Annotated in this window: 22 protein-coding genes; 12 read left to right on the forward strand and 10 right to left on the reverse strand. The window is 62.6% G+C overall.

What is annotated here, in order from left to right; translation table 11 throughout:
• Window positions 1-51: 51 nt before the first annotated feature.
• On the reverse strand, window positions 52-1,344 hold the full coding sequence (locus KFO72_RS24910; RefSeq protein WP_060609734.1) for an ABC transporter substrate-binding protein: 1,293 nt from the start codon (window positions 1,342-1,344) through the stop codon (window positions 52-54).
• A 173-nt stretch (window positions 1,345-1,517) separates the two neighbouring features.
• Between KFO72_RS24910 and KFO72_RS24915 the strand changes: the two genes are divergently transcribed.
• Complete coding sequence (locus KFO72_RS24915) at window positions 1,518-2,555, forward strand: Gfo/Idh/MocA family oxidoreductase (protein WP_225033265.1); 1,038 nt, start codon at window positions 1,518-1,520, stop codon at window positions 2,553-2,555.
• A gap of 13 nt (window positions 2,556-2,568) precedes the next feature.
• Here KFO72_RS24915 and KFO72_RS24920 read toward each other — a convergent pair whose 3' ends face one another.
• Window positions 2,569-3,477 carry an NAD-dependent epimerase/dehydratase family protein gene (locus tag KFO72_RS24920; RefSeq protein WP_225033266.1) on the reverse strand — a complete coding sequence of 303 codons (909 nt, stop codon included), beginning with the start codon at window positions 3,475-3,477 and terminating at the stop codon, window positions 2,569-2,571.
• A gap of 105 nt (window positions 3,478-3,582) precedes the next feature.
• Between KFO72_RS24920 and KFO72_RS24925 the strand changes: the two genes are divergently transcribed.
• From KFO72_RS24925 to KFO72_RS24940, 4 genes are all read left to right on the forward strand, one after another.
• On the forward strand, window positions 3,583-5,328 hold the full coding sequence (locus tag KFO72_RS24925) for an FAD-dependent oxidoreductase (protein WP_225033267.1): 1,746 nt from the start codon (window positions 3,583-3,585) through the stop codon (window positions 5,326-5,328).
• Complete coding sequence (locus KFO72_RS24930; RefSeq protein ID WP_176054503.1) at window positions 5,325-5,936, forward strand: NIPSNAP family protein; 612 nt, start codon at window positions 5,325-5,327, stop codon at window positions 5,934-5,936. Before KFO72_RS24925 ends, KFO72_RS24930 begins: the two co-directional genes overlap by 4 nt.
• A gap of 45 nt (window positions 5,937-5,981) precedes the next feature.
• Complete coding sequence (locus tag KFO72_RS24935) at window positions 5,982-6,818, forward strand: sugar phosphate isomerase/epimerase family protein (protein ID WP_225033283.1); 837 nt, start codon at window positions 5,982-5,984, stop codon at window positions 6,816-6,818.
• Window positions 6,819-6,930: 112 nt separating this feature from the next.
• Window positions 6,931-7,785 carry an IclR family transcriptional regulator gene (locus tag KFO72_RS24940; protein ID WP_054931477.1) on the forward strand — a complete coding sequence of 285 codons (855 nt, stop codon included), beginning with the start codon at window positions 6,931-6,933 and terminating at the stop codon, window positions 7,783-7,785.
• Between the two features lie 229 nt (window positions 7,786-8,014).
• Here KFO72_RS24940 and KFO72_RS24945 read toward each other — a convergent pair whose 3' ends face one another.
• The 3 genes from KFO72_RS24945 to KFO72_RS42335 form a co-directional block, all read right to left on the reverse strand.
• On the reverse strand, window positions 8,015-8,806 hold the full coding sequence (locus tag KFO72_RS24945) for a hypothetical protein (RefSeq protein WP_098021710.1): 792 nt from the start codon (window positions 8,804-8,806) through the stop codon (window positions 8,015-8,017).
• 114 nt (window positions 8,807-8,920) lie between these two features.
• On the reverse strand, window positions 8,921-9,511 hold the full coding sequence (locus KFO72_RS24950) for a tetratricopeptide repeat protein (RefSeq protein ID WP_054931479.1): 591 nt from the start codon (window positions 9,509-9,511) through the stop codon (window positions 8,921-8,923).
• 222 nt (window positions 9,512-9,733) lie between these two features.
• Window positions 9,734-10,780 carry a helix-turn-helix domain-containing protein gene (locus KFO72_RS42335; RefSeq protein WP_107202663.1) on the reverse strand — a complete coding sequence of 349 codons (1,047 nt, stop codon included), beginning with the start codon at window positions 10,778-10,780 and terminating at the stop codon, window positions 9,734-9,736.
• Window positions 10,781-11,031: 251 nt separating this feature from the next.
• Here KFO72_RS42335 and KFO72_RS24960 point away from each other — a divergent pair, with 251 nt between their 5' ends.
• The 7 genes from KFO72_RS24960 to KFO72_RS24985 all read left to right on the forward strand — a co-directional run bounded on the left by KFO72_RS24960 (window position 11,032) and on the right by KFO72_RS24985 (window position 15,083).
• Window positions 11,032-11,175, forward strand: coding sequence for a hypothetical protein (locus tag KFO72_RS24960; protein WP_225033268.1), 144 nt, complete (start codon window positions 11,032-11,034; stop codon window positions 11,173-11,175).
• Between the two features lie 397 nt (window positions 11,176-11,572).
• On the forward strand, window positions 11,573-12,217 hold the full coding sequence (locus KFO72_RS24965; protein WP_054931481.1) for a hypothetical protein: 645 nt from the start codon (window positions 11,573-11,575) through the stop codon (window positions 12,215-12,217).
• A 60-nt stretch (window positions 12,218-12,277) separates the two neighbouring features.
• Complete coding sequence (locus KFO72_RS24970) at window positions 12,278-12,886, forward strand: hypothetical protein (RefSeq protein WP_225033269.1); 609 nt, start codon at window positions 12,278-12,280, stop codon at window positions 12,884-12,886.
• Window positions 12,887-12,947: 61 nt separating this feature from the next.
• Window positions 12,948-13,436, forward strand: coding sequence for an NUDIX domain-containing protein (locus KFO72_RS24975; RefSeq protein WP_225033270.1), 489 nt, complete (start codon window positions 12,948-12,950; stop codon window positions 13,434-13,436).
• A gap of 110 nt (window positions 13,437-13,546) precedes the next feature.
• A complete protein-coding gene (locus KFO72_RS24980) occupies window positions 13,547-14,560 on the forward strand; it encodes a Gfo/Idh/MocA family protein (protein ID WP_225033284.1) in 1,014 nt (337 codons plus the stop codon).
• A gap of 74 nt (window positions 14,561-14,634) precedes the next feature.
• Entirely contained in the window at window positions 14,635-14,769 is a 135-nt protein-coding gene (locus KFO72_RS42140; protein ID WP_257722149.1) for a hypothetical protein, read from the forward strand.
• Window positions 14,766-15,083, forward strand: a complete 318-nt coding sequence (locus tag KFO72_RS24985) for a hypothetical protein (RefSeq protein ID WP_054931485.1) — start codon at window positions 14,766-14,768, stop codon at window positions 15,081-15,083. Before KFO72_RS42140 ends, KFO72_RS24985 begins: the two co-directional genes overlap by 4 nt.
• A 184-nt stretch (window positions 15,084-15,267) precedes the next feature.
• Here KFO72_RS24985 and KFO72_RS24990 read toward each other — a convergent pair whose 3' ends face one another.
• The 5 genes from KFO72_RS24990 to KFO72_RS25010 all read right to left on the reverse strand — a co-directional run bounded on the left by KFO72_RS24990 (window position 15,268) and on the right by KFO72_RS25010 (window position 21,724).
• Window positions 15,268-16,977: a tetratricopeptide repeat protein gene (locus KFO72_RS24990; RefSeq protein ID WP_225033271.1), complete on the reverse strand. Its 1,710-nt coding sequence runs from the start codon at window positions 16,975-16,977 to the stop codon at window positions 15,268-15,270.
• Between the two features lie 146 nt (window positions 16,978-17,123).
• Complete coding sequence (locus KFO72_RS24995) at window positions 17,124-17,384, reverse strand: hypothetical protein (protein WP_054931487.1); 261 nt, start codon at window positions 17,382-17,384, stop codon at window positions 17,124-17,126.
• Window positions 17,385-17,474: 90 nt separating this feature from the next.
• Window positions 17,475-19,013 (reverse strand): efflux transporter outer membrane subunit, encoded by a 1,539-nt coding sequence (locus tag KFO72_RS25000; RefSeq protein ID WP_054931488.1) that lies wholly within the window; start codon window positions 19,011-19,013, stop codon window positions 17,475-17,477.
• A complete protein-coding gene (locus KFO72_RS25005) occupies window positions 19,010-20,086 on the reverse strand; it encodes an HlyD family secretion protein (RefSeq protein ID WP_225033272.1) in 1,077 nt (358 codons plus the stop codon). The genes KFO72_RS25000 and KFO72_RS25005 overlap by 4 nt, the downstream gene beginning before the upstream one ends.
• Before the next feature lie 12 nt (window positions 20,087-20,098).
• Window positions 20,099-21,724, reverse strand: coding sequence for an MFS transporter (locus KFO72_RS25010; RefSeq protein ID WP_225033273.1), 1,626 nt, complete (start codon window positions 21,722-21,724; stop codon window positions 20,099-20,101).
• Between the last annotated feature and the right edge of the window lie 575 nt (window positions 21,725-22,299).

The following is a 22,299-nucleotide window of genomic DNA, read 5'->3' on the forward strand; positions in this document are numbered from 1 at the left end:
CATGAGGCTCACGCAACGGCCCGCCGATGCCGCAGCAAAGTTCGCCGCGCGTTATCGCGCAGCCATCGTGCAACCGATTTCCTGCTTCGTGCCGTAAAGGCTGTCGAGCTCCGCGGGGTTCTGCGGCACGGCCGACACCTGGTTGAGCCAGTCCCACTTGTCGGTGATGTGGTCCTTCACCTTGAAGACCGTCCAGCGGCGCAGCATCTGGTGATCCCACGGGCGGAAATAGGCAGGCCCGCTGCTGTCGCCGAACTGCACGGTCTCCAGGCTCTGCACGATGTCCGGCCCGGACGTGCTCTTCGCCTGATTGACGCCGGCGAGCAGGGCGCGCGTCGTGAACCAGCCGATCCAAGCCTTGTCGGCAGGCGGCTTGCCGTACTTCGCCGTGTACTTCCTGATGAACGCGAGCTCTTCGGGCGAATGGCCGGGCGAACTGTAGTGCCAGGGCTTGCCGTAGTAGCCGGTTGCCGCATCGACGTTGATCGACCACAGGTCCGAATCGCCGATGATGGGACAGGCAACGGGAATCTTGTCCTTCATGCCCATTTCCGCGTACTGCTTGAGGAAGGTCGAGAGATCGCCGCCCGGCAGGCCGAGCAGCACGACATCGGGCTTCGACTGGCGGATCTTCAGAATGAACGAGCTGAAGTCGGTGGTGTTGAGCGGCGTCACATCCGCACCCGCGATCGTGCCGCCCGACTGCTTCAGCAACTCGGACATGGAACGCTGGATATCCTGCCCATACGCGTAGTTCGCGACGAGGAAGTGCCACTTCTTGCCGATCGCCAGCAGCGACGGCGCAAGCGCGCGGCACGTGACGGGCGTCGGACTGAGCACGCGAAACGTGTACGGATTGCAGCTGCTGCCCGTCAGCTCGCGCGCGGCGGCGTTCGGCGCGATATAGGGCGTCTTGGTACGGTTCGCGACGGAAGACATCGCCAGCGACGTGCCGCTATTCGTGCCGCCGATCACGGCGATGACCTTGTCCTGCTCGATCAGCTTCTGCATGTTCTGCTGCGCCGACTGCGGATTCGGCTCGTCGTACCACACCAGATCCACGCGGCGGCCGCGTGCCTGGTTGTTCGCATCGTCGAGCGCCATCTTCACGCCGTTCGCGATCACTTCGCCCTGCTCGGTCCACACGCCTTGCTTGGCCATCAGCAGCCCCAGCTTGAGCGGCTGCTCGCCTTGCGCGCGCACGATAGCGGGCGCGGCCAGCACGGCCGCGCCGCTCGCGAGCGTCTTGCCCGCGGCGGCGAGCCACGCGCGCCGCGTCATGCCCGCGCTGTCGGGCGCACTCTGCGCTTCGTGATTCATGGGTTGTGTGTGTTCGTCCTTCATGTCTCTCCGCTCCTCTCCGTATTCGTTCGCAAACTCTCGACGACCCGAACTTTTGGTGAACTGTAGTTCTAATTGGAATAGTATTCAACAATCAAAGCGAATTTCATTAAATCCGGGTATTCACCTGGACGCTGTTGTATGACCCTTGTGTTCAACCTGAGGAGATGACGGAAATGGCAAGGAGACGTTTGGCGGTGATCGGCGCGGGCGCGATCGGACGGATGCACGTGGAACGGGCGCGGCTGCACCCGCAGGCGGAAGTGGTCGCGATTGCGGACCCATCGCCTGCCGCGCGCGAATTCGCGCGTGAGGAAGGGCTGCGCTGGTTTGCCGACTACGCGCCGATGCTCGACGAGGTGCGCCCGGACGGCGCGATCGTCGCCACACCGAATGCGACGCATGTTGACGTGGGGCTCGCATGCATTGCGCGCGGCATTCCCGCGCTGATCGAAAAACCCGTTGCCGACGATGTGGAAGCGGCGCAACAACTGGGCCGCGCAGCCCGCGACGCGAATGTGCCGCTGCTGGTGGGGCACCATCGGAGGCACAATCCGATCCTGCGGCGCGCGAAGGAAATCGTTGTCTCCGGGCGGCTCGGCACGCCCGTCACCGCGAATGCGCTTGCGACGTTCTACAAGCCCGACGCGTATTTCGACGTCGAATGGCGGCGGCGCGCGGGCGGCGGGCCCGTGCTGATCAATCTGATCCACGACATCGACATCATGCGATTCCTGCTCGGCGATATCGTCGAGGTGCAGGCGCTGACGTCGAATGCGGTGCGCGGCTTCGAGGTGGAGGACACGGCTGCCGTGTTGCTGCGCTTCGCTAGCGGCGCGCTCGGCACACTCGCCGTGTCGGACTGCGCGTGCGCACCGTGGAACTGGGACCTTGCGGCGGGCGAAGCGGCGCACTATCCGCGTCAGCAGGTGAACACGCATTTTCTGATCGGCACCGATGCGTCGCTTACGCTGCCGCAACTCGACGTGTGGGAATACCGCGCGCGCAAAGGCTGGCACGAACCGTTGACCGTCGAGCGCAGCACGCCGCACAGCGCCGATCCGTATCACGAACAGTTGCGCCACTTCGCTGCCGTGATCGCGCGTGAGGAAGCGCCACTCTGTCCGGTCGACGACGCCGCGCGCACGCTGGCCGCGACGCTCGCGGTGCATCGGGCCGTGGCGGCGCGCACGCCCGTCGCGCCCGCGCTTTGAGGTCGGGTTGTCGTCAGTGATGTGCGGCGTGCGTGTGACGGTAGAACGCTACCGTCTGCCGCAGACCTGCTTCGAGCGAGGTCTGCGGCAGGTCCGGCAACAGGCGCGCCAGCGCGGGATCGCGCGGAAAAGCGGTCGCGATGGGCAGCGCGGTGCCGGCGGCATCGATGCGCGCGCCCGGCACGATCGAGGCAATGCTGTCGATCACCGTCTGCACGGAAGCGATCTGTCCCGCGAGCGTGAACGCATGGGCGCCTTCCACGTCACGCAACAGGGCCGCCTCGTAAGCGGCAGCGACATCGTCCGCGTACACGAAGCCTGTCGATCCCGTGAACGGCATCGTGTACCGCTCGCCGCGCGCGGCCGCCCGGCACGCGAGGCTCGGCCCGGCGCTCGATCCCGTCTCGCGTCCCGCACCATAGACCACCAGCGGGCGAAAGCCGACGCTCGCGATCCCATGATCGTTCCAGTACGCGCGCGCCGAGCCTTCGCAGGCGAGCTTGAACGCGCCGTAGTGCGTTTGCGGATGCGGCGTCGCGCCGTCGTCGGGGCCGAACACGCCCGCGCTGCTTGCATAGAGCACGCGTTGCAGACCCGCCGCGCGCGCCGCGTCGAAGACATTCAGCGTGCCGATCAGATTGATCTGCGCGCCGCGCACCGGGTTGGCCGCGCAATCGGGCGTGAGGATGCCCGCGAGATGAATCACGGCGTCGCAGCCATCCAGCGCACGCGCGACGTCGGCGGCTTGCGCGATATCGCCCGTTCGCCACGGGACCGCGGCCGCCAGTTCCGGCGACAGCGCATGCAGCAATTGCGGCTTCGCCTGCAGATCGAACGCCACACATTCGATGCCGCGCGCAAGCAGCCGCCGCATGATCCACGCACCCAGAAAGCCGCTGCCACCCGTTACCAGCACGCGCATGTCCCTTCTCCTCATCGTCACAAAAACTTTGCACGATCGCAATTTGTGGAATAGTATTCCACAAAGAAAGTTAGTTCCATAGTTTCTGGAAAAGCAGAGCCGAAGATGAAGCGTGAAGCGATACTCGAATGCGATGTGCTGGTGCTGGGCTCCGGTGCGGGCGGGCTGTCGGCTGCCGTGACGGCGGCGGCGCAGGGCTTGCGCGTGATGGTTGCGGAGAAGGAAGACGTGTTCGGCGGCACGACTGCGTGGTCGGGCGGCTGGATGTGGATTCCGCGCAATCCGCTGGCGACGCGCGCGGGCATCCGCGAGGACATCGACGCGCCGCGCACTTACCTGAAGAGCGAACTCGGCGCGCAGTTCGATGCGGACAAGGCGGATGCGCTGCTGGCGCGCGGACCCGAAATGGTCGAATTCTTCGAGCAGCATACGGCGATGCGCTTCATCGACGGCAATCGCGTTCCCGATTTCCACACGACGCCCGGCGCGGCGACGGGTGGCCGCTCGGTATGCGCCATGCCGTTCGACGGCAGGGAACTAGGCCCGTTGATCCACAAGCTGCGCGAGCCGCTGTCGGTGATGACGATCAAGGGCATGGCGCTCGCGTCGGGGCAGGATCTCGCACACTTCTATCGCGCGACGCGTTCCGTGAAGTCCGCGCTCTACGTCACGCGGCGGCTCGCGGCGTTCGCGTGGCAGAAGCTGCGCCATGGTCGCTCGATGCATCTGGTCAACGGCAACGCGCTGGTAGCGCGCCTGTTGAAGTCGGCGGCGGATCGCAACGTGGATCTGCGCACGCGCGCGAGAGCAATTGGCCTGTTGCGCGACGACGCGCGCGTCACGGGCGCGCGCGTCGAGATCGGCGGCGTGGTGCACGAGGTGCGTGCGGCGCGCGGCGTGGTGCTCGCATGCGGCGGCTTTCCGCATGATGTCGCGCGACGTGCCAGCACGTTCGCGTACACGCCTTCGGGCAAGGAACATTGGTCGGCGGCGCCGCGCTCGAATACGGGTGACGGTATTCGTCTTGGCGAATCGATTGGCGCGCGCTTCGACGATACGCTCGATGCGCCCGCCGCCTGGGCGCCCGTTTCGCTCGTGCCGCAACGCGGCGGCGATGTGGCGTTCGCACATCTGATCGAACGCGCGAAGCCGGGTGTGATCGCCGTCACGCGCGCGGGACAGCGTTTTGTCAACGAGGCGTCGTCCTATCACGATTTCATGTCCGCGTTGCTCGGGACGACGCCGCGCGGTGCGGAGGTGTGTGCCTGGCTGATCTGCGATCACCGTTTCCAGCGCCGCTATGGGCTCGGTTTTTCGAAGCCCTTTCCGTTTGCCGTTTCGAGCTACGTGCGTTCGGGTTATCTGAAGCGAGGCGCGACGCTGGCTGAACTCGCCGCCGCGTGCGGCATCGATGCGCAGGGTCTGGAGACCACGGTTGCCGCCTACAACTCGTACGCGAAAGACGGCTTCGATCCGCAGTTTCACAAAGGCTCCACGCCGTACAACCGCGTACAGGGCGACCCGGCGCATGAGCCGAACCCCTGCATCGCGCCGATCGAAGACGGGCCGTTCTACGCCGTCAAGCTGCTGCCGGGCAGCCTCGGCACGTTCGCGGGCCTCGCCACCGATGCGAACGCCCGCGTGCTCGATCGCCACGGCGACGCGATTGCCGGCCTCTACGCGGTCGGCAACGACAGCGCGAGCATGATGGGCGGCTGCTATCCGAGCGGCGGCATCACACTCGGCCCGGCGATGACATTCGGCTATCTCGCGGGAATTTCTCTTGCCGGTGCGGCCCAAGTCCCGACGCGCGCCGGCTCTTCCAGTTCACATCAAGGAACCACGCAATGACACTCTATGACACAGTCACGCTCACGGTAAAAATCGGCACCAACGCGCAGGTGTTCGAAAGCATCAAGGCGAGCGGCAATCAGCCCGGCTCGACCTTGCTCGGCTGCTGGTATTCGGACATCGGCGCGCTCGGCAAGGTGATGGTGCTGCGCGGCTTCGAGTCGGAGGCGGCGCTCGTGAACGAGCGCAAGCGTCTGCTGCTCGAAGGCAATCCGTTCGGCTGCGGCGAGTTCGTCGAGGACGTGAAGGTGGAGAGCTACGCGCTCTTTCCGTTCCTGCCGCCCATCGAACCGGCCGTGCATGGCGGCATCTACGAGATGCGCGTCTACGGCACGAAGCTCGCGAGCCTGCAGCATACGATCGACGCATGGGAAAAGGCCGTGCCGGAGCGCACGAAACGTTCCCCGCTGATCGGCGCGATGTATTCGCTGGACGGCACCGTGCCGCGCTTTCTGAACATCTGGCCGTATGCGGGCGTCGACGAACGCTCGCGCATTCGTGCCGAAGCCGTCAAGGACGGCATCTGGCCGCCGAAGGGCGGACCCGCGCATCTGACGACGATGGAGTCGACGGTTTACGTGCCCGCGCCGTTTTCGCCGCTGCGCTGAACGGTGTACGCAACGCACGAAACGAACTGGATAAAAGGAGACATGATGACCCAGGCTCATGCGCGCGCGCTGTCGCTGTCGGCGCTGACTGTGCTGGAACTGACGCCGCCGCAAATGGTGCAATGCGCGGTCGATGCAGGCTACGACTTCGTCGGCCTGCGTCTGCTGCCTGCCACCGATCACGAAGTGCGGCATGAAATCGTCGGCGATACGCAGCTCAAGCGCGAGACGCTCGCGGTGTTGAAGGACACGGGCATGCGTGTGCTCGATGTCGAGATCGTGCGGCTAAAGCCGGATACGGACGTGGCGTCGTACAAGCCGATGCTCGACACAGCCGCCGAACTCGGCGCGCGCTATGTGCTCGTGGCCGGCAACGATCCCGACGATGCGCGCATGGCCGACCGGCTCGGCAAGCTGTGCGATATCGCGGCGCCGCTCGGCCTCACGCCTTCGCTCGAGCCGATGCCATGGACCGACGTGAAGAACATCGCGCAGGGCGCGCGCATCGTCGAAGCGAGCGGCAGGCGCAACACGGGCCTCATCATCGACCCGATTCACTTCGACCGCGCGGCGGATTCGCTCGATGCACTGCGCGCACTGCCGCGCGATTACTTCGGCTACGTGCAGTTCTGCGACGCACCCGCCGAACGTCCCGCCGATCTCGATACCTTGCTGTTCCAGGCGCGTTGTGAACGGATGATTCCGGGCGAGGGCGGTCTCGATCTCGTCGGCATCCTGCGCGCGTTGCCCGGGCACTTGCCGGTGAGCGTCGAAGTACCGACGCAGCGTTGGGCGCAGACCACCTGTGCCCTCGATCGTGCGCGCCGCCTGCATGAGGCGGCGTGGGCGGTGATCGAACAGGCGTGCGCGAGCGCGACGTGAGCGCTGGACGCTGACCGCCGACGGCCCCCAGCGAAGGACATGCGAAACCGCTTGAATTCCACTGTGGAATCATGTTCTCATTTGCACGATACAGTTTAAATGAGAGTGCACTATGGCAGGCAATCTGGAGCGGGCGCTGGCGGTGCTCGAACTGCTGGCGAAGAATGGCGGGCGCATGCCGCTCGCGGCCATCGCCGACACGCTGAACATTCCGCGCAGCGGCACGCACCGTCTGCTGTCGATGCTGATCGACGAAGGTTTTGTGCGTCAGGACGAAGATCACGGCGAGTACATGCTGGCGCTGAAGCTGGTGTCGCTGGGGCTGATCTATCTGTCGACGAGTGGCGTGTCCGATATTTCGCAGCCGGTGCTCGACCGGCTCGCGGAAAGCTCGGGTGAGCTGGCGCGCCTCGGCGTGGTCGAGGACGACCACATTACGTTTGTGGGCAAGGCGCAGGGCGCGAAGTCGGGGTTGCGTTACGACCCGGACATGGGCAGCCAGCCGCCGCTGCATTGCACGGCGAGCGGGCAGGCGTGGCTATCCACATTGTCTGACGAACGTGCCATCGAGCTGGTGTCGAAGCAGGGCGGCCTTGGGCCGAAATCGCTCAATGCGCCGCGTGCGCCGAAGACCATTCAGCAATTCCTCAAGGATCTGAACGGCGCGCGGCAACGCGGCTATGGCGTCGCGATCGAGACGTACGAGGCGGGCATGACATCGATTGCCGCACCCGTGCGCAATCCCGTCACGGGCGAGGTGGTGGGTATCGTGAGTCTTGCTGGGCCGACGAGCCGGTTGCCGGAGTCGCGCTTGAAGGAACTCGCGCCGTCGCTGTTGAGCGCCGCGGCGGACATGGGGGCCGCGACGCTCAGTTCGCCGCTGTTCAAGCGCGCACCGGCCGAGGCGGCGCCCGCGCAATCGGCATCCGCACCGAAGAAGCGTGCGCGGGCGGGGGCGAAGGCGTAGGCGGCTGTGGCACACGCGGTAGCACTTCGATCCGTGTGCGACACATTCGCGACATGGTCTGTCGCCGCTATCTGGCGTGATGGCTACCGATCCGATGTCCGGCACCCGGCAACGGATTGCGAAGGCCCGCCAGGGTCGGGTCTAATCCGGGGACTCGTGCGTCAGAGGCTGAACGCATGACGCACGTCCCGGTTTTAGTGGTCTCCTCGCGTACTGCAAGACTATCCCGTCAGTTGACCTGCAACTGGCCGCCGCGGCCAAGACCGCCTTTGACGTCCTGTGCCTTGTAACTGCGCAGCGCCACGACCATCTTGTTGTACGCGTCGATGAACGCGGCGACGGTGGCCTTGCCTTCCGGCGTCTTCGAAAAGCCGCTCAGGCTGCCGCCTGCCGTGCCGCCGAATCCCGCCAGTGCTGCGCCGTAGTTGGTCGCGGTGGAATTGCCTTCCGCCGCCGAAATCTGCACCGCCGACCGCACGTCGAATAGCGTGAGTGTCACCACCGACGCCTTCGATTGCATGCCGCCCGCAATCTTCGCAATGGCGGCGTTGCCCACGAGGCCGCCGAGCACGCCGCTGACCCCGCCGATCGCCGAGTCGTTGATGACGATCTGCGGTTCCATGTAGTAGTCGGCGGCAACGCGTTGGCCCTTCTGCTGTTTGGAGCCTGCGCGGTATTCGCCGGAATTGCGCTGCAGCGATGTGATCCGGCTCAGGCGCGCATCCGTCTTCTGATTGCCGATCGACGTGATGACGAAACAGTTCGATTGCTGGACGGCCAGACGCAGCAGCGGTTCGATCGTCGTGACCTGAGTGGCGCTGCCGAATGGGCCGAACCAGTCGGCGTTGCGGCCGTCGTCGACGGCGATCGTGCCGAGCGGCGCCGTGCAGCGCTCCAGCGTTTCCTCCGCGCCGGCGCTGACTGCGCCGCCTGCCGCGCCCGACACGCCCGCGCTCTGTCCCCCGGTGGACACCATGCCGCCGCAAGCGCCGAGCGCCCCGATCATGACGATCGAGAGCATGCTCTTAACCGCCGGATGTTTTGTAATGAGAGTCATGTTGTAGTGTGCGTAATGGATGGTTCGACATGAGGATGCTTCGACTTCGACCGTCGATTCAACCCGGATAAAAGCCCTTTAATAGCCGTACCACGCGCGCTCGCGCCAATACCCGTGATACGCGTAGCCCGCGCTCCAATAGCCGTAGTAAACCGGCCGCCATTCGGTTTGCCACCGGTAATAGTCTTCATCGGATTGCTTTGCGGCTCTTGCTTGCGCGAGCAACTGCTTCGATTCCTGATCGCCGCGGCCCGCTGCCATCAGCAGCCATTTTTCTGCTTCGCGCGGGTCCGGTCCCATCTCTTCGAGACCAAACAGATAGAAACTGCCCAACGCCTTCTGCGCTTGCAGGTCGCCGCCTTCTGCCGCCTTTCTCATCCACACCAGCGCCTGATAACTGTCCTGGCGCACACCGTCGCCGCGGAAGTAGCGCAGGCCAAGGTCGTAGGCGGCGCGCGGGTCGTGTTCGGCCGTCTGCTTCAGGGCTTGGATACGCTCGTCCTGACGGGCGTTTTTAGCGTTGCTTGAGGCGTCGAATGTCTGCTGGTTCTTCGGTCGATCCGAGCATCCCTGGTCGTCGCAAATGCGCACGACGTTGCTTGAATTCGAAGTTTGGGCGCAGGCTGACAAAGCCAGGATTGCACAGAGTGCGAACTGGCGAGACTTCATTTTTCGAACCCCGATTCTCGTTGGAATGGACGTCGGAATAGCGCCGCGCGACACGCGATCCATTCGGCTCGGCGTGCCCGGAATACGCAGTTGCAGTGAGGAGTCGAAGCTCTCGACGTGCGTGCTATTCCTGACCGGTCAGGCAGGAAAAATGTTAGCAGCGTTGTGCGGTGTGATCTGGCCTGTGCGTCTCAATTGCTTGACTGTGCGTCTCAAGAACCGCTATTTGTCGAGCTTGTCGAGCACTTCCCGCAACGAACCGGGTCGTGATGGAACATGGCGCCGTGTTGGTGCAGCCTGCCGATCGCGCTGCATGCCGAGGTCGCGGGCTTCCGTCGGCGAACAGCCGAATGCCTGGCGGAAACTGCGGCTGAAGTGCGACTCGCTCTTGAAGCCATATTGAAACGCAAGCGTGGAAATGCGCTGATCGCGCGCTTTGCCGCTTTCGAGTATGTCTCGGATGGCAGCGAGGCGCCGCTGCTGGATGTAGAAGGCGACGCCCGATTCACGCGAAAACAGCCGGTAGAGCTGCGCGCGCGAAACGCCCACTTCCTTGCAGATGCGCAGGGGATCGAGGTCGGGGGACGTGAGGTGCGCATCGATGAAGCGGCGCACGCGCGTCATCATCGCCCGGTCGATTTCTCCTTCGGCCTCGGCGAGCGCTTCGACGGACGGCGCCAGCGTGGCCGAGATCATGGCCAGCGTGGCCTGCTCGACGTGCGGCATATCGGCCGGCGACAGATGCGGCAGTTGACGGCGCAGCGAATACAGATGATCGGCGAGCAGCGAGCTCATTGGCCCATGCAGAACCGTGCCGTGCAGTCTCGCGGACTTGACGCGCTCGGGAAGCAGGTCGCGCGGCACGGTCAGAATGATCGTGTCGCCCGCGACAATCTCCGAATCGAGCTCGGACGCGAGATCGAGCAAATAGATGGTCGAGGGTTGCGCGTGGATCGGCTGCCGCCCCGCATATCCCGTCAATGAATGCGTAATGCCGAGGCACAGATAGAAATGATCGAGTCCGTCGCTGCGGAGCATTTTTGTCGATCGTTTGACGCCATAGGCAACGGGGTCACCCTGCCCCGACCACGTGCCGCAGCCCATCAATAGCGAGCCGACATAACCGGTCGTCAACCGGTAGTTAAAGCGCGCCGACGCGGACGGGTCGATATCGACATCGAATATCGCATTGACCTCGTCTCGCCATACTTCAAATCGTTGATTGCCTGGATAAGTGCCGGTATCGAAATGATATAGATACGGATTCACTATTTAGCTCCCGCGGCCGCTTGATATACATGGAAGTGCTTTATCTGGCCGCGCCATTCTACGGTGATTCTCCGTTCTCTTCAGGCACGCTGAAAAATCGAATTGAAATCTTTAAATCACCGGGCAATTGCTGTGTGGGAAATTGTTAAATACAGTCAATTGGAAGCGAATCAAAATTGGAAAAATGTTCTGATTGAAGCCTGTTAAATCGCGATTCGGAATAATTTCCCCATGCTGCGATCGGGGCGGCGATGAGTTTTCTCGGTGTTCTCCTGATCGCGGAAGTCGCAATGGGTATCGTCGGTGTCAATATGACAAGCGGCGACAGCGTGACCGTGCGCGAGGTGCGCGGCTATCTTCTCGAACTCACCACATCGGACGGAAAGGCGTGGTGACCTGAATGGCACACGTCGGACATACCCACGGCTCGGTCGCGGACATGATTTTCTCCGTTGGACCGCGTGTGCATAGAGCGCTGCGTTATCGAAACAGTTTCCGCCTTTCGAGACACCCGCGCGGAAGGCCGGCATGCGGTGCGCACATGCACGGTAAGGCACCGGCAGCCCAATGGGACGTCCGCCCGTTCCAGCGGCCTATAATCTCTCATACACACGTGCTTTGGCCATTCGGCGGGTGGCCGCACGAGCGGCGCAATTGCCGCCTTCCACGCTGAAAAAGCCGAATAGCGCAGAACGGGAACGTAAGCACGTTCAGACGCGTGAGCGGAAGTAACGCCCGATTCCAGTCGTTACGACGCGGCCGCTCGCGACAACTTTGCTGCAGAGAAACCCAATGAAGAAAGGAAAGACGAAACTTACGCGCCATGATGCCGAGCGCCTTTTCGAAGGACTGCCTGCCGGGAGCGTGAAGACATCGAGCCGGCCTGAGAACCCATTCGAAGCAGGGGCTTTCGACGTGGTCGAGCGCGTGGACGAGGAGTCCAAACTGTGGAAAGACAACCTCATTTCACTTCCGATGGCGATTGAATTGCCCGCCGGCTACGAGTCGATATCGCGCATGCGTGAATCGATGGTGAAGGCGTGGCGCGTGAAGTGGGTGAGGGAAGGCAAAAACGAGGTCGTCACCGAGTTTCCCGAAGGATGGGCCGCCGTTCGCCCGAAAAGCGGCCCCATCGAGTTGCGCGATCCGTCCGGCGTGGTCCGCGCCTTGTACGGGTGGGCGGAGGATGCCGAGCTCAGGATTCTGCCGCGCTATCAGCTCGAGTCACAGGCCAACAGTTCGAGCGGACTGGGCAGCTTGCTGGTGCGTGATCGCATGAACGGACAAATTCTTGAGAGGTCGTCGACCTGGTCGGCCCAGACGGGTACCAACCATCCGGATTGGACCAGGCTGTCGGTATGGCTCAAGGCACACTATCCGGAGCATCACGACCCGCTTCGATATTGGGAAGATTGCGAGCGCAACCTCCGGGGCTAAGCGGGTTTATGGCGCACGCTTCTCGCGTCTGCTGCGGTTGCATGAACAGAATCCACTGCAATGGTAAACATTGACCACGATACCGCTTCGATATTTGGAGTGATCGGTTCAGTTGTATCGCTGCTGGCGGCCATTCCCTATGCACTCGCGATTCTCAGGCGCGCTGTTCGTCCGCATCTTTTCACGTGGTTAATCTGGTCGATTGTCACGACCATCGCTGCTGCGGGTCAATTTGTTGCGGGTGCAGGGCCTTCTGCGTGGTGCACGGCGGCGATCGCCGTCACATGTATTCTGATTCTCGTGGCGAGCATCTATCGAGGCGAGAGAAGTTGGACAAAAGCCGACTGGATGTTTCTTGGGGCAGCGTTGCTAGCCATACCGCTTTGGATACTGACTGAAGACCCGACCCGCTCGGTCTGCCTGGTGACCGTGATCGAACTTGCGGGCCTCGGTCCGACGGTCCGAAAGACGGTTCGTGATCCCCGGGGCGAAAGCCTCGTCTATTTCGTCTTGTGCGTCGTCAAATATGCTCTTGCATTACTCGCCTTGAGACAATGGACGGTGGCAGTCGCTTTTTATCCCGTTGCCAATATCATGGCGTCAGCCGGCATCTGCCTGGTGATGGCCGTTCAGCGTTATCGCCTGCGCGCTGGGAGCGCCTTCCACTAATCGAACCGGGACATGGCGCGCCGGTAAGATCCGCTAGCCACGAACGTAAGGAGAGAACTCAATGCCGAGCCTTGAGCGAGCGCGACCGGCCATGTTTATCGACTTTGTCTGGCGCATGGTGCTTCGCCTCGGCTATCGATTCGCCCGCGTCTGGTGGCAGATTCGACGGCCTCGTCATGAGGGCGCGCTAGTCGCCATTTACGTCGGGCAGGCACTGTTGCTTGTGAAGTCATCGTACCGCGCCGAATGGAATTTTCCCGGCGGCAGTATCGAGCCCGGTGAGGCGCCTGATGCGGCTGCGCGGCGCGAACTGGAGGAGGAGATTGGCCTGTCGTCGCACGCATTACGCCCTGCGGGCTGCATCTGCGGCAGTTGGGAGGGACGGAGAGACCAGGTGCATTTCTTCGAACTGCACCTCGATCGCATGCCCGAACTGCGGCTCGATAATCGCGAGATCGTCGCGGCACGTCTGGCATCGCCGGAGGAATTGCGCGGTATCGCGCTGACGGGGGCGGTGGTTGCGTATCTCGGCAGAAATCCAGGCAGTTAGTACACTGGCCTGACGGGATGCTTGGGGTCCTTCATGGCCTCATGGACTTGCAGGCCCACGCGCTCGTTTGGCCTGCTCTCTTCAGCGACTCAATCGGAAAAGGGAATGTCATGGCAAAGAATGAAGTTGTCTGGGGCATTATGGGCACCGCGAAGATCAACGACAAGGTTGTCGTGCCCATGCACAACGCGCCGAAGTGCCGGGTGAAGGGCATCGCGTCGCGCTCTCAGGAGAAGGCCCGGGAAGCCGCGGCCCGATATGGTTTGAGCGTCGCATACGACAGTTACGAAGCGCTGCTTGCTGACCCGGAAATCGACGCGGTCTATATTCCGCTGCCCAATCACATTCACGTGGAATGGACGATCAAATCCGTCGAGGCGGGCAAGCACGTTCTGTGTGAGAAGCCGATCGGGCTCGACGCCCAGCAGGTTGAACGGCTCATCGCGGCGCGCGACCGGAGCGGCCGATGCATCCAGGAAGCCTTCATGGTGCGCACGCATCCGCAATGGCTGAAGGTGCGTAGCTTGATCGACGACGGCGCGATTGGCGAACTGCGGGCGGTGACGGGCGGCTTCACCTATAACAACACGAACCCTGACAATATCCGCAACCAGAGCGGACTGGGCGGCGGCGGTCTGCTCGATATCGGTTGTTATCCCATCACGACGTCACGCTTCGTTACCCGGGCTGAGCCAGGCCGCGTGGTTGCGCTGATCGAGCAGGACCCCGTATTCGACGTGGACCGGCTAGGCTCCGTGCTGATGGACTTCGACGGTGTGCAGGCGAGTTTCTTTTACTCGACTCAGACGCACCCGTATCAGCGGATGCAATTTCACGGTACGAAGGGGCGAATCGAGGTCGAGATTCCATTCAATGCACCGAACGATCGGCCGACGCGTCTGTTAGTGAGTGAGAACACGAGCGCCGGTGCCGGGACTGATCGCTGGGTGGAGATTCCGGCGTGCGATCAATATGGTGTCGCTGCCGCCGCGTTCGCGGAGGCGATACTGAGTGGAACCCCCCAGGCTATCCCACTTGAAGATGCGCGCGCCAATATGCGTGTGATCGACGCTGTGTTCCGCTCGGCGCGATCGGGTGCGTGGGAGACCATTGCGCAAAGCTGAGGTGAAGCCAGTATGAGCACCAAGCACTCGCGCGCTTCACAACACTCATTTCGATGGCGCATTCGGGCCGGTTCATGCCTATTGAATCAGGCGTGGCGTATCAGTACCGCAAGAAAAGCAGCGGCACGGTGATTGCTCAATTCATGGTCGAGCAGGCGGCGATCGTCTGCGTCGATATTCCAGTTCAATCAAGGAGGAACGGATCATGAACAAGGCAACCAGCGCACTCATCGCGGCCGTCGCGGCGCTCGCGCTGTCGGGCGGCGCGTATGCACAGACAGCGGGTGGCGCGGCAGGTGGCGGTTCGTCGAGCCATGGCAGCACGTCCAGCCCGGCAACGAACCAGATGAACGACTCGACGAGCGGTTACGGCACGCCAGGCGCAGCCAACTCGGACAGCGGTATGAGTGCCGGCTCGCCGAACACAGGCATGCAGCAGGGCCCGAACAACAGTTCGACACCGGCCCCGAAGACTAACAATACGCTTGCAACCCCGACCACGAAGTCGCCGGCCAGCAATTAGGGATCAGATCCCGATGCAGTGAGCGTAGGCGTATCAGCGCGTCACGACCGTGCAGGGCGCGAGAGTAACCGCGCGATGGCCGCCTTAAGTTTCGCGGCGTGCAGGCGACGGTTACTACGAGCGGCCTGCGCGGTTCCGGTATGAAGCGGGATGGGCTCAACGATTTTCTCGCGGTGATGAGTCGCTAAGACCTCTCCGCGCCTAGCGCATCACGCACCGCTTTCACCACACTGTCCCAGTCACCGAGCGCTGGTTGCCTGAACAACCGGACGCCCGGATACCAAGGACTATCCGTGCGATCGAGCAGCCATCGCCAGCACGTATCGAAGCGGTTCATGATCCACACCGGCTTGCCTATCGCCCCTGCGAGGTGAGCAACGGCGGTATCGACCGTAATGACGAGATCGAGGTTCGCTACTAACGCAGCCGTGTCTGCGAAGTCATCGAGTTCATCGGTGTAGTCGATGATCCGTTCGCTCAACGTCTGGTGCTCACGCAACTGTTGTGCGGCGGGACCCTTCTGCAGGCTGTAAAAGCGCACATGCGGCACATCGAGGATGGGGCTTAGCATTTCGAGCGTCACCGAGCGCCGCGCATCGGTCTTCCTCAGCTCGGCGACATGCGGACGATTTCCGCCCGCCCATACCAGCCCGACCTTCAGCGCAGGCGCGCCGTCGCCAGCCAGCCGCTGCGCCCAGCGCTGCGCATTCGCGTTGTCCGCACTGACATAGGGCGCCCCGGACGGGATATTTGCCAGGTTCGTGCCAAACGCGAGCGGCAAACTGAGCAGCGGCGCATGGCAATCGAAGGCCGGCAACGGCTGGCCCTGCTCGACCAGTTCAGCGACGCCGCGAAGCGTCGCGAGCAGTCGCATCAGTTCCTTCGGCACTTCGAGGACGACTCTTGCGCCCATCGCAGCGACGAGCGGCGCATAGCGGCAGAACTGCAGCGTGTCGCCCAGCCCTTGCTCGGCGTGCAGCAGAATGGTTTTGCCTTCGAGCGGAAATTCGCCCAGCCATAGCGGCTGTGTAAAGCTCCGCTGAGACGCCTTGATGCGATGGCGCCGCCAGCGCCATTCGTACTCGCGCCAGCCCTGTTCGAGCCGACCCATCTGCAGCAGACACAACGCGTAGTTCCAATGCGCCTCTGCCCAATCGGCGTCCAGCGCGAGCGCGCGCTCGTAGCACTGCAGCGCGTCGTCGTGCAGCTTCATGTCCACCAGCGTGAGGCCGAGATTGTTCCAGGCATCGACGAATGCGGGAGCGAGTTCGAGCGCCCGCTGATAGCTCGCTTGCGCGTCCTGCGGACGGTTCATGTCGCTCAACGCGTTCGCGCGATTGCTCCATGCGTCGGCATAACGGGCCTGCAGCGCGATAGCCTGATCGCAGTTCGCGAGCGCGTCGGCGGGGCGGTCGAGGTCGCGCAACACGCAGGCGCGGTTGTTCCATGCCTGTGCAAGTTCGGGCTGCAAGGCGAGCGCCTTGTCGAAGCTCGCCAGTGCTTCCGCCGGCCGGTCGAGTCCGGCAAGCGCGTTGCCGCGATTGTTCAGTGCATCGGGGAAGTCCGGTTGCAGCGCCAGCGCGCGGTTCGCGCTAGCCAGCGCCTCGCTGAAGCGGCGCTGCGCGTTATACGCGTACGCGAGATTCGAGTGCAACGGTGCCTGCTTTCCGTTGATCGACACAGCTTTCTGCAACAAGCCGACGCCTTCGTCGATGCGCCCGGCCTGTAACGACAGCGCGCCGAGCAGCTGGATCGCGTCAAAGTGCATCGGACGTAGCGCGAGAATCTCGCGATAGATCTCCTCGGCCTCGGGCTGCGCTCCGTTTTGCTGCATGGCCACGGCTTCGCGCAGCATCGCGTCGATGCGGCGTTGCTGATTTACGGTTTTGCTCATACGCGGCAGGGTCGGATTCCGGTTGACCAGATGCCGTGCATTATCGCTGATGAGCCTGGACGCTTCGGGTTCGCTGGCCGGCCCCGGACGCAGTCGCCGGGCATCGCGTCCGCTGCCGGCGGCTTACCCGGTGATCGATCCTGCGCCTAGTTGCCGAAGAAGATGCTGCAATAGCTGATGGGCCCGGTACAGTTGTCGCCCGACGCACTGCCGCCGCGATGCCAGAAGCCTCCCGCCTTCTTCTGCGACCCGGCCTGGTCTTTTCCAGCCGCGCTGCCGCCGTAGCCGGATTCGGAGGCGCTGTTCGGCTGCGATTGAACGGGAGGACTGCTTTCCTCAGCCTGAGACAATGCGGGGACGGCAAGGGCCGTTGCGATAACCAGGGTGCGAACAAACAATTTCATCATGCTCTCCAGAGACGACCTGCCGCAGACGCGTGTCCACGGCGCTTAAGAAACGGATAAACGGGGAAGGTGGCGCGCGTCGTCTGCGCTGCTTCAATGACGCACATCCTGTTGCGCGTACGACGACTCCCATCCGCCGCCGAGCACCTTGCATAAGGTGATGAGGTTGGCGGCGGCGTCGGCCTTGCTTTGTTCGAGATTGCTCTGCGCGTCGAGCAACTGCCGCTGCACATTGAGCACGTCGAGAAAATCGACGGCCCCGGCCTTGTAGCGCTGCCGCGCAATCGAGAGCGCCCGCAGATTCAGGCTCACGACTTCTTCCAGTCGATCATGCCTTCGCTGTTCAGCGTCGTAGACGATCAGCGCATCATCCACCTCGCGCCAGGCCTGAAGCACGGTATGTTTGTAGACGATCGCCGCTTCCTGCTGTTGGGCCTCGCGCAACTGCAGGGTTCCCTTGAGGCGTCCGCCTTCGAAAATCGGAAGCGTGATCGACGGTCCGACGACGAACTGACCCGATGCCCAATCCGCGAGATTCGACAGCTGAAGACTTTGGAATCCCGCACTGCCATTAAGCGAAATGCGCGGATAAAAGTCCGCCTTCGCCATGCCGATCGCTGCCGTCGCCGCGTGCAACTGAGCCTCGGCCTTTCTGATGTCGGGCCGGCGCTGTACGAGTTCTGACGGAAATCCAATCGGCACCTGATTCGGAAGCCCGGGAACGTCGCGTGTCCCGGCGAGCATCTGACGCAGCGCGCCCGGCTGCTCGCCCAGCAACACGCCGATCGCATTGATCGTCGTTTCGCTGCGCGATTCGAGCGTGGGAATCAGGCTTTCGATCGTCGCGACCTGTGCGGAAGCGTTGGCTACGTCGAGATCGGTCGTCACGCCTTCGCGTACGCGCGTTTGCGTGAGCCGGGTGGCGTCACGTGCAATCTCCAGATTCTGATGCGCGATCTGAAGCAGAGCCTGCGTGTCGCGCAGTTGAATGTAGTCGCGCGCGAGCTCGGCACGCGCGGACAGCAACACCGCGTTGCGCTCTTCGTACGAGGCATCCGTCAATGCCGACGCGGCTTCCACGCTGCGTCGAACACGGCCCCAGATGTCGACTTCCCATGACGCGTCGAAACCGAACTGATACAGGTTATAAGCGGGCGAACCCTTGCTTCCCGGCAGCGGCGCGACGCCAAGCGGAGCGCTGCCCGAAGCCGATTGCGGCTGGCTGTCCGTCGGCGAAACGCCGAGCAACGAAAGAATGCCATTCTCGCTGCCGCGCTCGCGGTTGTACGAAGCGGCGCCCGTGAGCGTCGGATATTCCGCCGCGCCCGCCACGCGCTGCTCGGCGCGGCTTTGCCGCAGACGGGCAGAGGCCGCCGCTACGTCGAGGTTCGCATCGGCCAGTTTCTGTTCGAGCGCGTTCAGCGTGGGATCATTGAACAGCAGCCACCAATCCGGATTGAACTCGGATTCGGTCGCCTTGCTCGGCGCCTGTGCGGTCTGCGTGCGATTGAAGACGTCGGGTGTGGCCGACGTCGGACGTTCGAAGTTGGGGCCCACCAGACAGCCGCTCAGTGCAAAGCAAAGCAAACCTGCCAACGCGGGCGTACGAATGGAAAACGCGCGCGCGTTCATTTGTTGTCCGCTCCCGCGATCGTCGCGTTGCCATGTTTGCTCACCGCGACTTCTGCTTCGACAGACAGCCCCACGCTCAATGCAGATGCCGCCTGCTGGCCCGCATCGATCGTTATCTTGACGGGCACGCGCTGCACGACCTTGGTGAAGTTGCCCGTGGCGTTGTCGGGCGCGATCGGCGCAAAGCTCACGCCGGTAGCAGGCGCCAGACTGTCGATATGCCCTTGGATGACAACGCCAGGAAAGCTGTCGACCTTGATACGCACACGCTCGCCGGGCCGCATGTCGGTGATCTGGTTCTCCTGGAAGTTCGCGACCACATAGGCGTCGGAGAGCGGCACGATCGCGAGCAGCGGCGCACCGGGCGTGACGAACGCGCCGACCCGCACGGAACGCCTGCCCACCTTGCCATCGACGGGCGCATGAATCTCCGTGTAAGAGAGGTTGAGCCTGGCTTGCTCCAGCGCGGCCTCGGCGTGGGCCAGCGCACCGGCGGCCTTGTCGCGCTGCGTGCGCAGCACATCGAGATTCTGTTCGGTCGCGGCCAGCGCAGCGCGATCATGCGCCTGTTGCGCGAGTTGCTCGGCAAGCGCGCTCGCGGCGTGCTGATGTTCCTGCATCGTGCCCGCGCCGGACTCCGACAGGTTCTGGTAGCGCGCCGCATTGGCGCGTGCGAAATCGATCGACGCTTCGTCGGAGCGCAGCGTGGCGCGCGCCTGTTCGACGAGTGAAGGGTGACGCGCGATCTCGGCGTCGTAGTTCGCGACGGATGCCCTGGCGGCCGCCACGTCGGCCCGCGCAGTCAGCAACGCCGCCTGGAAGTCGCGATCGTCGATACGCACCATCAATTGCCCGGCCTTCAACTGCTGGTTGTCCTCGACGAGTACCTCGGAAACCTGTCCGGCAATACGCGGCGCCACCAGCGTGAAATCGGCGGCCACGTAGGCGTCGTTGGTGGATTCGTAATCCGGATTGGCAAGCAGCTTCGTACAACCCCAGGCAGCAACGCCCAGCACGACCACGACCGCGGCGATGCGCGCCAGTTTGGGGGGAATTCGGGTGAGGAATGACATATGAATCAATGGTTAGCGATTGGATGGCGGTGTCGTGCTCCACGGCGGATAGATACGCACCGGCAGCACTGGGACGAGAAGGAGAACGGCAACGGCGATCACCGCCATCACGCGATAAAGGTCGGCGGAGGTGAGCACCACCGCCTGCTCGTGAATCCGATGCGCGAGTTCGCCGAGACCATGTGCGGCGTTGACGCTCTGACTCGCGATCAATGCGTTGTTGCCCAGATGGTCGACCAGCATGCTCGAATGAAAATGCTCACGGGCCGTGCCCAGACCGTCGATCAGCGCCGTAGCCGCCACGCCGGTGAATGCCTTGAGCGAGTTGAACATGGCGGAAGCGAACGGCCCTTCCGTCGGCGGCAAGCCCGTTGTCACACCCATCAGAATGGCGACGATCACCATCGGCTGCGCCACGATCTGCAACGACTGGAGCCAGTAAAAGTTCTCGCGAACCCACTCGGAAGTCATGAAGCTTCCGAGAAAGCACGTAGTGGCGACCAGCGACAGTCCGAACGCCATGACCCAACGCGAATCGATCCGGCGCGTGTTCAGCAGGGCGGCTGTCAGCGGAAGCGTAATCAGCAGTGGAATGGCAACCAGCAACGCCAGCGGCGCGGTTTGAAGCGGCCGGTACGTGTGCACCTTCGCAAGGAACTGGGCGGGAATCACAGCGACACCGACCAGCAACATCACGGCGCCCACCAGCGTCGACAAACCATGCGAGAAGTTTCGGCGGTACAGCAACTGCAGCTTGAAGAACGGAACCGGCTGATACCACTCGTTGACGAGAAACGCGATGAAAAGCAGCGTTCCGCCGAACAGCATCGCGCAGATAAACGTCGAATTCAGCCAGTCGAGTCGATCGCCCTGTAGCAGTCCAATGACTAGCATGGCAACAGCCGGACCGCCTGTGATCAATCCGATCCAGTTGAACGTCCGGAACCTTTCGAGCTTGACAGCATCTTGCGGCAGGCCGTACTGGATCGCGACACAGCTCAACAGTCCGAACGGCACGCTTTGCCAGAACGCCATCTTCCAGCTGACATACTCCGTCCACAACGCGGCGAGTGGCGTGCCGATCGTCGGCCCGAAGGTTGCTGTGAGCGCATATCCTGCGAGCCCATACAGCTTGATTCTGGGCGGAAGATAGCGCAACGCCACGATGATCAGCATGGGCGGCAGACAGCCGCCGGCGACGCCCTGGAGCACACGCAGCACATAAAACGTGGACAGGTTGGGCGAAAGCGGACAGAGCAAGGCAAACAGCATCGAGGCCGCCACCGCACCTATCGTGAACCGCTTCAAGGTGAAGGTGATACCGAACCACGGTGCAAAGATCATCGTGGACACGTTGGCGGCTTCGAACAGAACGGTCAGCCAGCTGCCGTCGTCATGTCCGATGGAGAGCGCGCCACGCACGTCCGTCATGGCAAGTGCCGTGACCTGTTCGTTGACGATGGCCAGCAGCGACGCGAGCAGCATCCCACTCAGACCAATGGCCAGGCGCAACGACATCTCCGCTTGCGCGGGTGCCGGAGGCGCGGACGTCGGCGCTTGCGCGGCAGGCAACGGGGCGGGAGACGACGCAACAACCGGGCAGGCCGTTTCAGTCGTCGAGGGATTGACACTCGTCATAGGGGGGCGCTCGGCAAATAGTCCTCAACAACGCATCGCATCTGGATTGACCCTCAGACGATGGACGCTGACGGAGACCTCAGGCGTTCCAGGAAAAGACCTTGGCAATGATCTCCTGATCATTTACGTGGTTAATTCACCCGGAATTGCAGCGGCGTTTTTACCGTGCGATGACCTGATCAATTCTAGGAGTTGAACAGGTTTTCTTAAAGCTGCCGCGTGTAACGTTTTAGGCCAATTGATTTTGAAATCTGGCCATGCGCGTTTTGCTGGGATTTTTGGCGATCAGATGGAAATTGACTTTTTCCATACGATCAATGAGCGCCTATTGTCATAAGGTTGGCCGCAATCTCCGCTGTCCGGCCAGGATCGAGGGCTGGAGCCGAGGTCGCTGCATTTGCAGTAATCCATAAAATAGATTCCGCATGAATCATTCTGAATCTGAAACACATAGTTGTTTTACGTGCATCGACGCAAATCCAGGCGCCCGATAGAATCAAATCAAGTCGAATGAATCCGGCGGCCTGCAATTGATTAACGGTTATTGATTGGTGAGCGAAAATGAAATTCTCAGT

The sequence above is a fragment of the Paraburkholderia sp. XV genome, from assembly GCF_020177535.1.
Taxonomy (GTDB): Bacteria; Pseudomonadota; Gammaproteobacteria; order Burkholderiales; family Burkholderiaceae; genus Paraburkholderia; species Paraburkholderia caribensis.

Excerpts from the sequence above, each read along its gene's own strand:
- KFO72_RS24910 (WP_060609734.1), bottom strand. The coding sequence starts at position 1,344 with ATGAAGGACGAACACACACAACCCATGAATCACGAAGCGCAGAGTGCG.
- KFO72_RS24915 (WP_225033265.1), top strand. The coding sequence starts at position 1,518 with ATGGCAAGGAGACGTTTGGCGGTGATCGGCGCGGGCGCGATCGGACGG.
- KFO72_RS24920 (WP_225033266.1), bottom strand. The coding sequence starts at position 3,477 with ATGCGCGTGCTGGTAACGGGTGGCAGCGGCTTTCTGGGTGCGTGGATC.
- KFO72_RS24925 (WP_225033267.1), top strand. The coding sequence starts at position 3,583 with ATGAAGCGTGAAGCGATACTCGAATGCGATGTGCTGGTGCTGGGCTCC.
- KFO72_RS24930 (WP_176054503.1), top strand. The coding sequence starts at position 5,325 with ATGACACTCTATGACACAGTCACGCTCACGGTAAAAATCGGCACCAAC.
- KFO72_RS24935 (WP_225033283.1), top strand. The coding sequence starts at position 5,982 with ATGACCCAGGCTCATGCGCGCGCGCTGTCGCTGTCGGCGCTGACTGTG.
- KFO72_RS24940 (WP_054931477.1), top strand. The coding sequence starts at position 6,931 with ATGGCAGGCAATCTGGAGCGGGCGCTGGCGGTGCTCGAACTGCTGGCG.
- KFO72_RS24945 (WP_098021710.1), bottom strand. The coding sequence starts at position 8,806 with ATGCTCTCGATCGTCATGATCGGGGCGCTCGGCGCTTGCGGCGGCATG.
- KFO72_RS24950 (WP_054931479.1), bottom strand. The coding sequence starts at position 9,511 with ATGAAGTCTCGCCAGTTCGCACTCTGTGCAATCCTGGCTTTGTCAGCC.
- KFO72_RS24960 (WP_225033268.1), top strand. The coding sequence starts at position 11,032 with ATGAGTTTTCTCGGTGTTCTCCTGATCGCGGAAGTCGCAATGGGTATC.
- KFO72_RS24965 (WP_054931481.1), top strand. The coding sequence starts at position 11,573 with ATGAAGAAAGGAAAGACGAAACTTACGCGCCATGATGCCGAGCGCCTT.
- KFO72_RS24970 (WP_225033269.1), top strand. The coding sequence starts at position 12,278 with ATGGTAAACATTGACCACGATACCGCTTCGATATTTGGAGTGATCGGT.
- KFO72_RS24975 (WP_225033270.1), top strand. The coding sequence starts at position 12,948 with ATGCCGAGCCTTGAGCGAGCGCGACCGGCCATGTTTATCGACTTTGTC.
- KFO72_RS24980 (WP_225033284.1), top strand. The coding sequence starts at position 13,547 with ATGGCAAAGAATGAAGTTGTCTGGGGCATTATGGGCACCGCGAAGATC.
- KFO72_RS42140 (WP_257722149.1), top strand. The coding sequence starts at position 14,635 with ATGCCTATTGAATCAGGCGTGGCGTATCAGTACCGCAAGAAAAGCAGC.
- KFO72_RS24985 (WP_054931485.1), top strand. The coding sequence starts at position 14,766 with ATGAACAAGGCAACCAGCGCACTCATCGCGGCCGTCGCGGCGCTCGCG.
- KFO72_RS24990 (WP_225033271.1), bottom strand. The coding sequence starts at position 16,977 with ATGAGCAAAACCGTAAATCAGCAACGCCGCATCGACGCGATGCTGCGC.
- KFO72_RS24995 (WP_054931487.1), bottom strand. The coding sequence starts at position 17,384 with ATGATGAAATTGTTTGTTCGCACCCTGGTTATCGCAACGGCCCTTGCC.
- KFO72_RS25000 (WP_054931488.1), bottom strand. The coding sequence starts at position 19,013 with ATGAACGCGCGCGCGTTTTCCATTCGTACGCCCGCGTTGGCAGGTTTG.
- KFO72_RS25005 (WP_225033272.1), bottom strand. The coding sequence starts at position 20,086 with ATGTCATTCCTCACCCGAATTCCCCCCAAACTGGCGCGCATCGCCGCG.
- KFO72_RS25010 (WP_225033273.1), bottom strand. The coding sequence starts at position 21,724 with ATGACGAGTGTCAATCCCTCGACGACTGAAACGGCCTGCCCGGTTGTT.